At 71.3% G+C, this 14,717-nt stretch carries 11 protein-coding genes and 5 tRNA genes; 5 read left to right on the top strand and 11 right to left on the bottom strand.

The genetic code is table 11. The features are described 5' to 3' along the window. Positions 1-128 precede the first annotated feature (128 nt). The 7 genes from ACIPUC_RS20865 to ACIPUC_RS20835 form a co-directional block, all read right to left on the bottom strand. Positions 129-201, bottom strand: a tRNA-Lys gene (locus ACIPUC_RS20865). 76 nt (positions 202-277) lie between these two features. Beyond that, the gene (locus ACIPUC_RS20860; protein WP_446591129.1) at positions 278-2,611 is read right to left on the bottom strand and encodes a hypothetical protein; all 2,334 of its coding nucleotides are present in this window, start codon (positions 2,609-2,611) and stop codon (positions 278-280) included. A gap of 165 nt (positions 2,612-2,776) precedes the next feature. Further along, the gene (locus ACIPUC_RS20855; protein WP_446591127.1) at positions 2,777-5,092 is read right to left on the bottom strand and encodes a DEAD/DEAH box helicase; all 2,316 of its coding nucleotides are present in this window, start codon (positions 5,090-5,092) and stop codon (positions 2,777-2,779) included. A gap of 302 nt (positions 5,093-5,394) precedes the next feature. Continuing rightward, positions 5,395-5,982, bottom strand: a complete 588-nt coding sequence (locus tag ACIPUC_RS20850) for a hypothetical protein (RefSeq protein WP_446591125.1) — start codon at positions 5,980-5,982, stop codon at positions 5,395-5,397. Positions 5,983-6,068: 86 nt separating this feature from the next. After that, complete coding sequence (locus ACIPUC_RS20845) at positions 6,069-6,443, bottom strand: fluoride efflux transporter FluC (protein WP_446591123.1); 375 nt, start codon at positions 6,441-6,443, stop codon at positions 6,069-6,071. Beyond that, positions 6,440-6,922, bottom strand: coding sequence for a FluC/FEX family fluoride channel (locus tag ACIPUC_RS20840; protein ID WP_446591121.1), 483 nt, complete (start codon positions 6,920-6,922; stop codon positions 6,440-6,442). The genes ACIPUC_RS20845 and ACIPUC_RS20840 overlap by 4 nt, the downstream gene beginning before the upstream one ends. After that, entirely contained in the window at positions 6,919-7,269 is a 351-nt protein-coding gene (locus ACIPUC_RS20835; RefSeq protein WP_446591119.1) for a metallopeptidase family protein, read from the bottom strand. Before ACIPUC_RS20835 ends, ACIPUC_RS20840 begins: the two co-directional genes overlap by 4 nt. A gap of 127 nt (positions 7,270-7,396) precedes the next feature. On the opposite strand from ACIPUC_RS20835, the gene ACIPUC_RS20830 reads away from it, so the two are divergent. The 3 genes from ACIPUC_RS20830 (at position 7,397) to ACIPUC_RS20820 (ending at position 7,681) form a co-directional block, all read left to right on the top strand. Next, a tRNA-Glu gene (locus ACIPUC_RS20830) sits at positions 7,397-7,469 on the top strand. Positions 7,470-7,508: 39 nt separating this feature from the next. After that, positions 7,509-7,582, top strand: a tRNA-Asp gene (locus ACIPUC_RS20825). 22 nt (positions 7,583-7,604) lie between these two features. After that, positions 7,605-7,681, top strand: a tRNA-Phe gene (locus ACIPUC_RS20820). Between the two features lie 38 nt (positions 7,682-7,719). On the opposite strand, the gene ACIPUC_RS20815 is transcribed toward ACIPUC_RS20820, so the two are convergent. From ACIPUC_RS20815 to ACIPUC_RS20805, 3 genes are read right to left on the bottom strand one after another with little or no spacing between them, the layout of a single operon-like run. Beyond that, complete coding sequence (locus ACIPUC_RS20815; RefSeq protein WP_446591118.1) at positions 7,720-8,565, bottom strand: cytochrome c biogenesis CcdA family protein; 846 nt, start codon at positions 8,563-8,565, stop codon at positions 7,720-7,722. Beyond that, complete coding sequence (locus ACIPUC_RS20810) at positions 8,562-9,290, bottom strand: DsbA family protein (RefSeq protein ID WP_446591116.1); 729 nt, start codon at positions 9,288-9,290, stop codon at positions 8,562-8,564. The genes ACIPUC_RS20815 and ACIPUC_RS20810 overlap by 4 nt, the downstream gene beginning before the upstream one ends. A gap of 53 nt (positions 9,291-9,343) precedes the next feature. Continuing rightward, complete coding sequence (locus tag ACIPUC_RS20805; RefSeq protein WP_446591114.1) at positions 9,344-9,703, bottom strand: hypothetical protein; 360 nt, start codon at positions 9,701-9,703, stop codon at positions 9,344-9,346. 111 nt (positions 9,704-9,814) lie between these two features. On the opposite strand from ACIPUC_RS20805, the gene hrpA reads away from it, so the two are divergent. Both hrpA and ACIPUC_RS20795 read left to right on the top strand, forming a co-directional pair. Next, positions 9,815-13,750 (top strand): ATP-dependent RNA helicase HrpA, encoded by a 3,936-nt coding sequence (gene hrpA / locus ACIPUC_RS20800; protein WP_446591112.1) that lies wholly within the window; start codon positions 9,815-9,817, stop codon positions 13,748-13,750. Positions 13,751-13,831: 81 nt separating this feature from the next. Beyond that, positions 13,832-13,905 (top strand) — tRNA-Asp (locus ACIPUC_RS20795). A 590-nt stretch (positions 13,906-14,495) separates the two neighbouring features. On the opposite strand, the gene bldC is transcribed toward ACIPUC_RS20795, so the two are convergent. Continuing rightward, positions 14,496-14,702, bottom strand: a complete 207-nt coding sequence (gene bldC, locus ACIPUC_RS20790) for a developmental transcriptional regulator BldC (RefSeq protein ID WP_003949541.1) — start codon at positions 14,700-14,702, stop codon at positions 14,496-14,498. Positions 14,703-14,717: the final 15 nt, after the last annotated feature.

Below are 14,717 nucleotides of genomic sequence, written 5' to 3'. Positions count from 1 at the left end.
CCGCGCCGTCGTTCGCCGGGGCTGCTTGCGCGCGCACAGGCCTGGAAACGACTGAGCGCCCTGTCCGGCCGAAACCAGATGGGGCGCTCAGTGCCAGGTCAGAGGGGGTGTCCCTCCCCTGGGAGCAGTAGGCCATGTCGGACTCGAACCGACAACCAACGGATTAAAAGTCCGCTGCTCTGCCAATTGAGCTAATGGCCCTCGGCGTGCTCACCCCAGAGCATAGCCGGACAGCGCCGGTCAGCCGATCGGGTATCGGCTGACCGGCCTGTCGGGGTCAGCGGGCCGGGGGGCGAACGACGCGCGAGGGGATGCCGGTGACCTTCATCGAGCCGCTGGTGCGGAGCTCCGGGCCCTGCCCGTCGGCGGGGCGGGCGGTCAGCGTCCACTCGTAGTCGCCGGTGTAGAGGTACGAACCCCACTGGTTCTTGCCGTCCCAGGCAGGGGCGATCACGCCACGCGCCTCGCCGCCCGAGCGCACGACCGTCGAGATGCCCGAGGTCTTGTTGCGCACCGTCAGCCGCCAGGACGAGACGGGCTTGGACAGCCACCAGCGCGACGCCCAGCTCTTCGCACTCCTGAAGTCCACGGTGGCGGGAACGTCCTGGTCGATCGCCGCGAGCGGCGAGGCCGAGCCGGTGACACCGACCAGGTGGACGGTCTGGCCCGCGTCCGTGTAGGCGAGCCGGCCGCCGAACCGGTCGATGGTCCAGTCATAGCCGTAGCTGTTGAACCACTTGGCGATCTCGCGTTCCCGTACCGGCGCGCCGGAGCGCAGGTTGAAGAGCTCCAGGCCGACGCCCCCCTGGTGCACGACGTAACCGTCGCCGAGCCGCACGCGGTGCGGCTCGGACGTGAAGGGCAGCGGTATCCGCTTCTTGGACGGCACGTGGAAGGCAGCGGCGCCGTCCCCGGCGGAGGAACACGCGGAGTAGAACCAGCTGCCGGCGGCCATGAGCCCGCTCGGGCGGCACCCCGAACCGAGGTCCACCCGCTGGACGACCTGCCGGGTCCGCAGGTCCGTACCGGCCACCACGCCCTTGTCCCCCTCGGGCTGCCAGAGCGTGGAGCCCCACAGGACGGACGACGAGGCCGGACTGACGTCCAGGACCTCCCCGGTATCGATGTCCGCCACGAACGACCGGGTGGAGGACTTGTCGGCCGCCACGAACTGGACGTACCGGCCCGAGGCGCTCTGGATGTGGCCCGGCCACAGCTCCGTCCCGCCCGCCAGTCGCACCTGGCGCACCGTGCCGCCCGCGGCGGCGTCGATCACGTTCACCGCGAGGTGGCAGCCGAAGCAGTCCCCCACGTCGACGCGCAACAGCGACACGAACCGGCCGTCGCCCGTCGCGACGCTCCGGTGGCCGACGGCGTCCTGCACGCCGCAGACCTTCGCGTTCACCGACAGGTCGCACTTCCACACGGAGTTCTGCGACACGGCCGGGGAACCCGAGACCGAAGCCGTGTATCCCTGAACGCTCCAGGCGGGGTCGCGTTGGCCCACCGCGAGCTGCCCCTGGGCGAAGGCGAGGCCCGCACGTTCCGCGGGATTCGGCGGAACGTCCACGACCTTCTGCACCGCGGGGACGCCGTCCGGGCCCGTTGCGATGCGGTGGATGCCCCAGCGGGTGGAGTCGGTGCCGCCGACCATGTAGGCGGCGCCGTCGGTTCCGGGCACGGTCGGGGCGCTGCCGGTCCGCGGCAGCAGGCTGCGCGTCGCTCCGCCCGCGACGGGCACCGCGGTCAGTCCCTGCGGGACCTGGGCCAGCAGCCAGTCGCCCACGGGCTGGACGGACACCGTCGACGACGTGGCCAGGTCGACCGTGTGGGTCACCTGGCCGTCGGTGCGCGAACGCAGCGTCACCTTGCCCGAGTTCTCCATCGCGATCCACCGCGAACCGAGCCCGAACTTGGTGTGGGCCGTCCCCGTGACACCGTCCGGCAGCGCCACCGGGCGCAGCGCGGCCGTGGCGAAGTCGAGCAGCGCCACGGTTTCGCCGCCCTTGCCGTTCAGGTACGAGACCAGGGCGCCCTTCGGGTCGAAGGCCTGCACCCGGAATCCGGAGGTCCCGAACCTGTCCGGCGAGGTGACGACCACGTCCTTGCGCGGCTCGTTCTCCCGGCCGATCAGATGCAGCGTGAGCCAGCCGACCTGGTCCACCTCCGCGGCGAGCACCTGCGTCGGCGAGAAGGCCTTCATCCAGGCCCGGCCCGCAGGGGCGGTCAGCGTCTCGCTGTTGCCGGAGCCGAGATCACGGATCACGAGCGGTTTGGTGTTGCCGGACGAAACGTAGTCGGACCCCAGTCCGCAGGCCACGGAGTCTCCGTGGAAGGCCACCCCGGACGAGTCGGACGGGCACCAGTCCACGGCCACGGCCACATCGCGTCCGTCCTGGAGACTCCGCCAGTGGCGATCCGGGCCCGCGCTGTAGGTGAGGCCGGAACCGCCCGCGTACACGGCGGCGTGCGCCGGATCCCGGTGCGGCGGCGGCGCGATCGTCAGGTCCCCGGCGGCCGTCGGCCCTGCCGTGGCCGGTACGGCGGCAAGGCCGCCGAGCCCGATGGCCAGTGCGAGCGCGGCGGCGCCCAGCACACGTGACCGTCTCATAGATGTCCCGCCCCTAGGAGATGGGCAGGGGCGGTCGCGATGGCGCGTTGCCGTGGCCCCCCGCCACAAAAGTCTGTGGATCGTAGCAACATGCGACAGGGCCCCCACGACCAGCTTGATCCAAGCGGTCGTGGGGGCCCTGTCAGGGGTTCAGCTCAGCTGCGATCAGCCGTTGCGCTTCCAGCGCGGCTTGTCGTCGCGGCGGCCGCCGAAGCCACCGGTGGAACCGGAGCCGGACGGGCGGTGGTCGTCGCGGCGGCCGTACGGGCGGTCGCCGGCGCCGCCGGAGCGGAAGCCACCGGACGGACGGTCGTCACGACGGTCGCGGTTGAACGGGCGGTCGCCGCCGCCGGAGCGGAAGCCGCCGCCGGAGGTGCGGTCGTCACGGTTGTACGTGCCGTTGCCCGTGGCCGGACGGTCGCCACCGGAGCGGAAGCCGCCCGACGGACGGTCGTCGCGGCGGAAACCACCACGGTCGCCACCACGGTCATCGCGGTTGAAGCCACCCGAGGGACGCTCGTCACGACGGAAGCCACCACCGGCCGGACGGTCACCACCGGAACGGAAACCACCCGACGGACGGTCGTCACGGCGGAAACCACCACGGTCGCCACCACGGTCATCGCGGTTGAAGCCACCCGAGGGACGCTCGTCACGACGGAAGCCACCACCGGCCGGACGGTCACCACCGGAACGGAAACCACCCGACGGACGGTCGTCACGGCGGAAACCACCACGGTCGCCACCACGGTCGTCACGGTTGAAGCCACCGGACGGACGGCCGCCGCGGTCGCCGCGGTCGTCACGGCGGAAGCCTCCGCGGTCACCGCCGCGGTCGCCACCGCGGTTGTCGCGACGCTCGAAGTTGCCGCGGTCGTCGCGCTGGGCGCGCTGCTCCTCGCGGCGCTCCTGCGCGGCCAGCTCGGCGGCAGCAGCCGCGGCGGCGGCCGCGACCTCGGCCTCGGCGGCCTCGGCCACCTCGGCGACAGCGGCCTCCGGGTCCTCGCCGCGCTCGCGCGCGGAACGGGCGACCAGGCGGTCGGCCTCCTCGCGCAGCTCGACGGCACGGCGCGACAGGCGCTCGAGCTGCTTGGTGAGCTCGGCGACCTCGCGCTCGGCCTGCTTGGCGGCGTTGTTCGCGGAGTCGGCCTGGACCTCGGTCAGCGAACGGGCACCGGTGATCTCGGCGACCTCGGGCTCGAAGGCGCCGGCGCCCTGGACGATGTGGCGCGAGGCGTCGACGCCCGCGTCCTCCATCAGGCGGAAGATCTGGCGGCGCTGGTGCGGCAGGGCCAGGGAGACGACGACACCGGACTTGCCGGCACGGGCGGTACGGCCCGAGCGGTGCAGGTAGTCCTTGTGGTCGCCGGCCGGGTCCACGTTCAGGACCAGGTCGATGCCGTCGACGTGGATGCCGCGGGCGGCGACGTCGGTGGCGACGAGCGCGTTGACGTAGCCGTCCTTGAAGTCGGCGAGGACGCGGGTACGGGCGCCCTGCGTCATGCCGCCGTGCAGCGCGTCGGCCTTCACGCCGGCCTCGACGAGCTGCTCGGCGATGCGGTCGGCGCCCAGCTGGGTGCGGACGAAGATGATGGTGCGGCCCTTGCGGGCGGCGATGGCGGCCGTGACCGGCGCCTTGTCCTTCGGCTTCACGACGAGCACGTGGTGCGTCATGGTCGTGACGTTGCCCTGCGCGCTGTCGACCTCGTGCGTGACGGGGTTGGACAGGTAGCGCTTGACCAGGGTGCCGATCTCGTTCTCCATGGTGGCGGAGAAGAGCATGCGCTGGCCGCCGCCGGGGATCTGGTCGAGCAGCTCGGTGACCTCGGGCAGGAAGCCCAGGTCGGCCATCTGGTCGGCCTCGTCGAGGACGGCGATCTTGACGTTCTCGAGGGAGCAGGCGCCGCGGTTGATGATGTCGCGCAGACGGCCCGGGGTGGCGACGAGGACGTCGACACCGCGCTCGAGGGCGTAGATCTGGTTGCTCATCGAGGTACCGCCGCAGACGACCTTCATCTTCAGGCCGAGCACGTCGCCGTAGGGCTGGAGGGCGTCCGCGACCTGCATCGCGAGCTCACGGGTCGGCGTGAGGATGATCGCGCGGGGCTTCTTCTTCTCGGTGTGACCGCCGGCCAGCGAGGCCAGGGTCGGCAGACCGAAGGAGAGGGTCTTGCCGGAGCCGGTGCGGCCGCGGCCGAGGATGTCCTTGCCGGCCAGGGCGTCCGGGATGGTCGCGGCCTGGATCGGGAAGGGGGCGGTGACGCCGTTCTGCGCGAGCTTGCGCACGATGCCCTCGGGCAGACCGAGGTCGCCGAAGGTGATCGTGGGCTCGGCGTCGGCGTCGGACTCGTCGTCGCCGTCGGCGTCGAAGGAGTCGATGGACTGGTCGGTCGTCACGTCGGCCTCAAGAGCCTCGATGGCCTCGTCGACCACATGGGTCTCTACTGCGTCGACGATCTCGTTCGAGTCGTTCTCGGGCATGACGGCACGGTCAGAACTGGAAATGGACATGCGAAATGCGAAACCTTCCGGAGTCTCGGCACGCGCCCAAACTCCGTGAATCGCAAATCGACCGCCTCAATGCGGTCAGCCACGGCTAGGGAGAGTACGCGCCACACGGCGCTCTTCGGATTCGGCGCCGGGCAATGGGATCAAACGATCTATAACCATACGCACCCTCCCCCGGGTCTGGCAAGTCACCTCAGCAGAAACGTCCTGACCTGCGGAGATGCCCTGAGCCCGGGGGCGGGCGGAGCGCGGCAACGCCCAGAACGACGCCCCGGCTACGACCCCGGCGCGGTACTCGGCTCCGGCTGCGGGCTCACCGGCGGCGGCGTGGGTTCCGTCACAGGCGGCGTCGTGGCCGGCGGCTCCGGGGTCGGGCTGGCGGACTGGTGCCCGCCGCCCGAGCCGCCCGAGCCGGAACCACCCGATCCACCCGATCCGCCCGAGCCACCCGAGCCGCCCGATCCCCCGGAGCCTCCGGATCCGCCCGACCCGCCCCCGGAGGGCTCCTGCGGCCCCTGGCCGCCGGCCCCGCCGCCCGGTCCCGCCGACGGCGAGGGCACTCCCGGCTTCCCGCTCGGCGCCCCCGGGCTCGGCGAGCCCCCGGTCGCGCCGGACGCCTTGCCGTCCTCCTTGGGCTTGCCGTCCTGGGTCCCCGTACCGTCCTTCGCGCCGTGCCCGCTGCCGTGCACTCCGGAGCCCCGGCCGGCCGTGGAGCCCCCGCCCGCCGCGGCGCCGCCGCGCCCGTCGGACGAGGCGGAGGGCCCGGGTTTCGCCGAGTCCTCGCCGACACTCATGCAGCTCGCCGTCGCCGCGACCGCGAGCGCGGTGACGGCCAGTCGGAGGGAAGCGGACAACTGGCGCACGAGGGCACCTCCGAGCCTGTGGGGTGAGCGGTCCGCATGAGCGGGTCAAGAAGCCCAACTCCCTTCGACCCGCAAGGGACACGCCCTCAGCCGAACAGCTGCTGCGCGACCTGCGAGCCGAGGTGTACGGCGCCCAGCCCGACCAGCACCGATGCCGCCACGTTCGCCGCCGCGAGAAACGTCCGGCCGAGCTCGGCCAGCCGCAGCGTCTCGTACGAGAACGTCGAGTACGTGCTCAGTGCCCCGCACAGGCCGGTCCCCAGCAGCAGTTCCAGCCGCCCGGAGGAAGCCCCGGCCAGCAGGGCGCCGGTCAGCACCCCCAGCACCAGGCACGCGGCCGCGTTGACCACGAAGGTGCCCCAGGGGAACAGCGAATCGTGCCGCGCCTGCACCGCACGGTCCGTCAGGTACCGCAGCGGCGCGCCGACCGCCGCGCCCGCCACCACGAGCAGCCAGTTCACCGGGCCGCCGCCCGCCCCCGGACGGCGCGGCGCGTCACCGCGGCCGCCGCCCACACCGCCCCGAGCGCCGCCACCACGGTGAGCCCCGCGTACGCGAGCGCGGTGCCCGCCTCCCCCTCGTCCAGGAGCCGTGCGAAGTCCACCGCGTACGTCGAGAAGGTGGTGAAGCCGCCGAGGATCCCGACCCCCGCGAAGGGCCGGACCAGCGGATGCCGCGCCGCCCGGCCGCCCTCGCCGATCAGCACCATCAGTACGCCGATCAGCGCACAGCCCGCCGCGTTGACCACGAGGGTCGCCCACGGGAAGGCCCCGGGCGCGGCCGGCCACAGCAGGAAGATCCCGTACCGCGCCGAGGCCCCGACCGCGCCGCCCGCCGCCACCGCCGCGAGCACCCGGCCCTGCGGCTCGGCGCGCTGCGCGGGTACGTGCAGGTCGACGTCGGGGTCGATGGCCTCGGCGCCGGGGACCGGCCGGGTCATCCGTAGCCCAGCGCGTGCAGCCGTTCGTCGTCGATCCCGAAGTGGTGGGCGATCTCGTGCACCACGGTGACCTCCGTCTCGACGATCACGCTCTCCCGGTCCCCGCACATCCGCAACGTGGGGTTCCGGTAGATCGTGATCCGGTCCGGCAGCACCCCGGCGTACCACTCGCCCCGGTCCGTCAGCGGGGTCCCCTCGTACAGGCCGAGCAGCTCGGGATCGTCGACGGAGGGTTCGTCCTCGACGAACACCGCCACGTTGTCCATCAGCCGCGTCAGCTCCGGCGGGATCCGGTCCAGCGCCTCTGCGACAAGCTCTTCGAACTCCTCGCGCGTCATCTCCAGCACCGGGCCATTGTCCCCCCGGCAGGGGCTCCTCCCGCCTGCCGGGGGGAAACCGTTTTGGCGATCCCTCCCCGGATCCCATATGCTTCTCACGTCCCCGACGCGCTGGAAAGTGCCCGGCGGGCCTTTAGCCCTCATCGTCTAGTGGCCCAGGACGCCGCCCTTTCAAGGCGGTAGCACGGGTTCGAATCCCGTTGGGGGTACGCATTACCGTGTGCAAGACTTGTTCTCGCACACTGCAAGGTCCTGTGGAGCAGTTGGTTAGCTCGCCACCCTGTCAAGGTGGAGGTCGCGGGTTCAAGTCCCGTCAGGATCGCTGAAGCCGGAAACGGCTTCGTGGCTGGGTAGCTCAGTTGGTACGAGCGATCGCCTGAAAAGCGATAGGTCGCCGGTTCGACCCCGGCCCCAGCCACCATCAAGAAGGCCCCGTCCATCGGACGGGGCCTTCTGTGGTTACTCCGTCTCCGTCTCCATCTCCGCCGTACGCGTCCTGCGGCGCCACTGCGCCAGCCCGGCGGCCGCCGCCCCCGACGCGACCAGGCCGAGCAGCGCCCAGTCCGGGACCCCGTCCGCCACCGACCGGACCCACTCCTCCACCGCGAACGAGTCGTCCACGTCCAGCAGCCCCGGCAGGGCGCTCGCCCCGTCGAAGGCCAGGAACATCGCGCCCAGGGCGATGAAGAACAGCCCGGACAGCAGCGAGGTGGTGTGCAGCTCGAAGCGGCCCGCCGTGAAGGCCCGCCCGCGCAGCCAGCGCCGCCGGCCCAGGTCGAACCGCTCCCACAGCAGGGCCAGCAGGAACAGCGGCACGGCCATCCCCAGCGCGTAGACGGCCAGCAGCAGGCCCCCGTAGACCGGGCTGCCGCTGACCGCCGCCACCGTCAGCACGCTGCCCAGGATCGGGCCCGCGCAGAAGCCGGCCAGCCCGTAGACCGCGCCGAGGGCGTACACCGACAGGGCGGTCGTCGGCCGGATCCTCCCCGACAGCTCGGAGACGCGCTGCGAGGCGAAGCCCAGCCCGAGGATCTGGGCGAGCCCGAGCGCAATGATCAGCCAGCCGCCGGCCAGGACCAGCGCGTCGCGGTTGCCGTGGAAGAACCGCCCGGCGTACGAGCCGGCCGCACCCAGCGGCACGAGGGTGGTCGCGAGGCCCGCGTAGAAGATCCCGGTCCGCGCCAGCAGCCGGGACGCGGAGTCGATCGAGTACGCGAAGAAGGCGGGCAGCAGCAGGGCGCTGCACGGGCTGAGCAGCGCGAGGAGGCCGCCCAGCAGCGCGGCCAGGTATCCGATGCCGGTCACGGGCGCGCCGCCGCCTCGGCCTTGGCGATGGCGGCGGTGAAGGCGTCGAGGGGCTGGGCTCCCGCGAGGGGCTGCCCGTTGACCAGGAACGAGGGGGTCGAGGTCACGCCGATGCGGTAGCCCTCGTCCTGGTCCTTCTTCAGGGCCGCCGCAGCCTGCTCCCCGGCCATGTCCTTCTTGAAGCGCTCCAGGTCGGGGACGCCCGCCTGCTCGGCCAGCTCCAGGAGGCGGGCCCCGCCGAAGCCCTTCTCCTTGGCGCCGTCGGCGTACGCGGCCGCGTGGAAGGCGCTGAAACGGTCCTGTTGCCCGGCGGCCCAGGCGGCCTTGGCGGCGGCCTCGGAGTCCGCGCCGAAGATCGGGAAGTTGCGCCACTCGATGCGCAGGGTGCCGTCCTCCACGTACTTCTTGACGAGCTCGGGCTCGGTGTCCCGGGCGAACTTGCCGCAGTAGCCGCACAGGAAGTCGGAGTACTCGATCAGCACGACGGGGGCGTCGGCGCGGCCGACGGCGAGCTTGTCGCCGGACTCCCGGCGGGCCAGCGCCTTCAGCTGGGCCGAGAGGTCGGTACGGGCCGCGGCGGAGGCGCCGGATCCGCCGGAGGGCCTGTCGGTGGCGGCGGTGGAGGCCTGCCAGGAGACGAGGCCGAGGGTGAGCGCGGCGAGGGCGACCCCGGCGGCGATGTGCAGGGGCTTCTTGGACGTCTTGCCGGGCTTGGAAGAGGACATGGGTGCTCCAGGGCTGCGGGTGGTGAGGCGGACCGGTGGGGTGACCGGCCCTCCTAGACCCGCATCACGGACAGCTCCACGGGGCCGGGCGGCGGCTGCTCCGGCCCGCGTACGAGGACCCGTACGGGTATCGCCCGGCCGTCCCAGGCCCGGTCCGCCGCGAGCCGCCCGGCGGCCGGGACGTGGGCGTGGCCCGGGTCGCCGGCGCGCGGCGGAACGGCCGGCGGCCGGCCGCGGTCCCCGGTCCCGGGGGCGCAGGACGGGCCGCCGCCCTCGTACGCGACCGCGCGGGCCGCGGAAGCCGCGGAGGCCGCGGGCGGGGGCGGCTGCCTCGCGGCGGCCGGCAGCGCACACCCCGCCAGCAGGGCCAGTACGGCGCCGAGCAGGCACCACACACGGCTGCGGCGGGACAAGGTGGGCTGCCTCTCACTCGTACGGCTGGGGGAGTCGTCCCGAAATGGTACGGGTACGCCCCACAAATGCGTTCGCCACCCGGCGGCCCCGGGTGAGATCCTCGACCAGGTATGTCTACTTCCTTCGCCGCCCTGCAGACGCTTCTCGGTGAGATCTCCCTCCGCGACGCGCACCGCCTAGGCCGCCGCCTCGAGGGCGCCCGCCGTATCCGCAAACCCGAGGCCAAGCAGGCCGTGCTCGACGAGATCGCCGCGGAGGCCGCGAAGGCCGCCGAGCGACTGGCCGGCCGTGCCTCGCGGATGCCCGAGGTCACGTATCCCGAGAACCTGCCCGTCAGCCAGAAGAAGGACGAGATCGCCGAGGCGATACGCGACCACCAGGTCGTGATCGTCGCGGGCGAGACCGGCTCCGGCAAGACCACGCAGATCCCCAAGATCTGCATGGAGCTGGGCCGCGGCGTCCGGGGCATGATCGGGCACACCCAGCCCCGCCGGATCGCCGCCCGCACGGTCGCGGAGCGCATCGCCGAGGAGCTGAAGTCCGAGATCGGCCAGACGGTCGGCTGGAAGGTCCGCTTCACCGACCAGGTGGACCAGGACGCGACCTTCGTGAAGCTGATGACGGACGGCATCCTGCTCGCCGAGATCCAGACGGACCGCGAGCTGCGCGCGTACGACACGATCATCATCGACGAGGCCCACGAGCGGTCGCTGAACATCGACTTCCTGCTCGGCTACCTGGCCACGCTGCTGCCCAAGCGCCCCGACCTCAAGGTGATCATCACCTCCGCCACGATCGACCCGGAGCGGTTCTCGCGGCACTTCGGGGACGCGCCGATCGTCGAGGTCAGCGGGCGGACGTATCCGGTGGAGGTCCGCTACCGGCCGCTGCTGGAGGAGGATTCGCAGGAGAGCGACCGGGACCAGATCACCGCGATCTGCGAGGCCGTGGACGAACTCCAGTCCGAGGGCGCGGGCGACATCCTGGTCTTCCTCTCCGGCGAGCGCGAGATCCGCGACACGGCGGACGCCCTGAACAAACGGAACCTTCGCTTCACCGAGGTTCTCCCCCTGTACGCCCGCCTCTCGCACGCCGAGCAGCACCGGGTCTTCCAGCAGCACACCGGCCGCCGGATCGTGCTCGCGACGAACGTCGCCGAGACCTCCCTCACCGTCCCGGGCATCAAGTACGTGATCGACCCGGGCACCGCCCGGATCTCCCGCTACAGCCACCGCACCAAGGTGCAGCGCCTGCCCATCGAGCGGATCTCGCAGGCCAGCGCCAACCAGCGCAAGGGCCGCTGCGGCCGCACCAGCGACGGCATCTGCATCCGGCTCTACTCCGAGGACGACTTCAACGCCCGTCCCGAGTTCACCGACGCCGAGATCCTGCGCACCAACCTGGCCTCCGTCATCCTCCAGATGACCGCGGCCGGGCTGGGCGAGATCGAGAAGTTCCCCTTCATCGACCCGCCGGACCACCGCAACATCCGCGACGGCGTGCAGCTGCTCCAGGAGCTCGGGGCGCTCGACCCGGCGGAGAAGGACCCCAAGAAGCGGCTCACGCAGATGGGCCGCCAGCTCTCCCAGCTCCCCGTGGACCCGCGTCTGGCCCGCATGGTCGTGGAGGCGGACAAGAACAACTGCGTCCGCGAGGTCATGGTCATCGCGGCGGCCCTGTCCATCCAGGACCCGCGCGAGCGGCCCTCGGACAAGCAGACCCAGGCCGACCAGAACCATGCCCGCTTCAAGGACGAGACCAGCGACTTCCTCTCGTTCCTCAACATGTGGCGCTACGTGCGCGAGCAGCAGAAGGAGCGCGGCTCGTCCTCGTTCCGCCGGATGTGCAAGCAGGAGTACCTGAACTTCCTGCGGATCCGCGAGTGGCAGGACATCTACTCGCAGCTGCGTACGGTCGCCAAGACCATGGGCATCCACGTCAACGAGGCCGACGCTCCCGAGACGAGCATCCACATCTCGCTCCTGGCCGGTCTGCTCTCGCACATCGGGCTCAAGGACACCGACAAGAACGAGTACCTGGGGGCCCGGTCCGCCAAGTTCGCGATCTTCCCGGGCTCGGCGCTCTTCAAGAAGCAGCCGAAGTTCCTGATGTCGGCGGAGCTGGTGGAGACCTCGCGGCTGTGGGCCCGGGTGAACGCCAAGGTGGAGCCCGAGTGGGTCGAACCGCTCGCGCAGCACCTGATCAAGCGCACCTACAGCGAGCCGCACTGGGAGAAGGACCAGGCGGCCGTGATGGCGTACGAGAAGGTCACGCTGTACGGCGTACCGATCGTGGCCCAGCGGAAGATCAACTACGGGCGGATCGACCCCGAGGTCTCCCGCGAGCTGTTCATCCGCAACGCGCTGGTCGAGGGCGACTGGCGGACCCACCACAAGTTCTACGCCGACAACCGCAAGCTCCTCACCGAGGTGGAGGAGCTGGAGAACCGGGCCCGGCGCCGCGACATCGTGGTGGACGACGAGACCCTCTTCGACTTCTACGACCAGAAGATCCCCGAGCACGTGGTCTCCGGGGCGCACTTCGACTCCTGGTGGAAGCACAAGAAGCGCGAGGAGCCCGAACTCCTCGACTTCGAGCGGGAGATGCTGCTGACCGAGAAGGCGGCCGGGGTCACCAAGGCCGACTACCCGGACACCTGGCGGCAGGGGCAGCTGAAGTTCCGGGTGACCTACCAGTTCGAGCCGGGCGCGGACGCGGACGGCGTGACCGTGCACATTCCGCTCCAGGTGCTGAACCAGGTCACCGACGAGGGCTTCGACTGGCAGATCCCGGGCCTGCGGGAGGAAGTCGTCACCGAGCTGATCCGCTCGCTGCCGAAGCCGATCCGCCGCCACTACGTCCCGGCGCCGAACTTCGCCGGCCGCTTCCTGGACACCGCCGTGCCCCTGCAGGAGCCGCTGCCGGTGACGCTGGCGCGCGAGCTCCAGCGGATGGTCGGCGTGCCGGTCTCGGCCGAGGACTTCGACCTCTCCCGGATCCCGGACCACCTGAAGATCACTTTCCGGATCGTCGACGAGCGCCGCAGGAACCTCGCCGAGGACAAGGACCTCGAGGCGCTCAGGCTGCGGCTGAAGCCGAAGGCCCGCCAGGCCCTGTCCAAGGCCGCCGCGGCCACCGCGGAACGGTCGGGCGGGGAGTCGGTGGAGCGCACCGGGCTGACCGACTGGACCATCGGGACGCTGACCAAGGTGTTCGAGACCCGGCGGGCGGGCCAGCCGGTGAAGGCGTATCCGGCGCTGGTGGACGAGGGCTCGAGCGTCTCCGTACGGCTCTTCGACACCGAGGCCGAGCAGCAGCAGGCGATGTGGCTGGGCACCCGGCGGCTCATCCTGCTGAACATCCCGGTGAATCCCGCGAAGTTCGCCTCGGACCACCTGACCAACCAGCAGAAGCTGGCCCTGTCCAGGAACCCGCACGGCTCCATCCAGGCCCTGTTCGACGACTGCGCGACCGCCGCGGCCGACAAGCTGATCGCCGACCACGGCGGGCCCGCGTGGGACGAGGCGGCCTTCCGGCGGCTCTACGAGGCCGTCCGCGCCGACCTCGTGGACACGACCGTGCGGACGGTGAGCCAGGTCGAGCAGGTGCTGGCCGCCTGGCAGGCCTGCGAGCGCCGCCTGAAGGCCACCGGCAGCCTCGCGCTGGTCGCCAACCTCCAGGACGTGAAGACGCAGCTGGCGGCCCTCATGCCGGCCGGCTTCGTGACGCTCACCGGGCTGCGCCGGCTGCCGGACCTCATGCGCTACCTGGTGGCGGTGGACCGGCGGCTCCAGCAGATGCCGGCGGGCGCCCAGCGCGACACCACGCGCATGGAGAAGGTCCACGAGATGCAGGACGAGTACGCGTGGCTGCTGGAGCAGCTGCCGAAGGGCCGGCCGGTGCCGGCGGCGGTCACCGACATCCGCTGGATGATCGAGGAACTGCGGGTCAGTTACTTCGCGCACGCCCTCGGGACGGCGTACCCGGTCTCCGACAAACGCATCGTGAAGGCGGTCGACGCGGCGGCACCGCCGTCGGCCCGGTGACCGGCCGCGTGATCCGGTTCGACTGCACCCCCTGAGCTGCGGTACAGTCTGATTCGCAGCCGCCGAGCGGCCGCAAATCAAGGACCTGTGGAGCAGTTGGTTAGCTCGCCACCCTGTCAAGGTGGAGGTCGCGGGTTCAAGTCCCGTCAGGTTCGCAGAAACGTCAGGGCCCGTATCCCCCAGGGGATGCGGGCCCTGACGCGTTGGCGGGGAAATCCGCTGGGCGGCCTTGGGGACTCCTGGCCCCCTGGGGCCCCTGGGGCTCGCCCGGGCCCGCTGGGCGCCCTTCAAGGCCCTCCGGGGCCCGTTCCGGCGCCCACGGCCGTTCCGGTGGCCCTCGCAGTCGACGCTGCCCCCCTGCCCGCCACCCGCCCGGCGAGAATCCCCCGTTCGCATGATGCGCTCCGCGGCGGGCATCCCCCTACGGGGTGCATTCGCGGGAATACAAGAGTGATCATCTGTGACGGGAGTCACCGTATGAGTTTTTGAGAGCGGTGCTTTTATCACACCCATACACCCGCTCAATTTAATATGTGCAATGGCACCCGCCCCGCAGGTCTCCGCACACCAGCCCGATACCGCCCTGACCTGGGCATAAAAAAGATCGCGCTGGACCCGGCGGAGTCCAGCGCGATCGACGACTCGTGAACCTGTTGGGGCAGGTTCAGTCGTATGAAGCTATGTGGGTTTCATCGGATTGGGGGACCCGATATAGACCCGTTAAAGCAGGGGTGCTTGCGGTGCCTCAGGCCTCGCTGCGCTGCTGCGGAATTCCCGCAAGCAGTGCGCGAACCTCGGCCTCGCGGTAACGGCGGTGTCCACCCAGAGTGCGGATGGACGTGAGCTTGCCAGCCTTGGCCCAGCGGGTGACCGTCTTCGGGTCCACGCGGAACATCGTGGCAACCTCAGCCGGGGTCAGCAGCGGCTCGGCATCAGGGGTGCGAGCGGTCATGAGCGGCCTCCTCGG

The organism is Streptomyces sp. LARHCF249 (assembly GCF_052871255.1).
The sequence above is the reverse complement of the archived record's forward strand: the minus strand, read 5'-3'. Positions and strand labels throughout refer to the sequence as shown.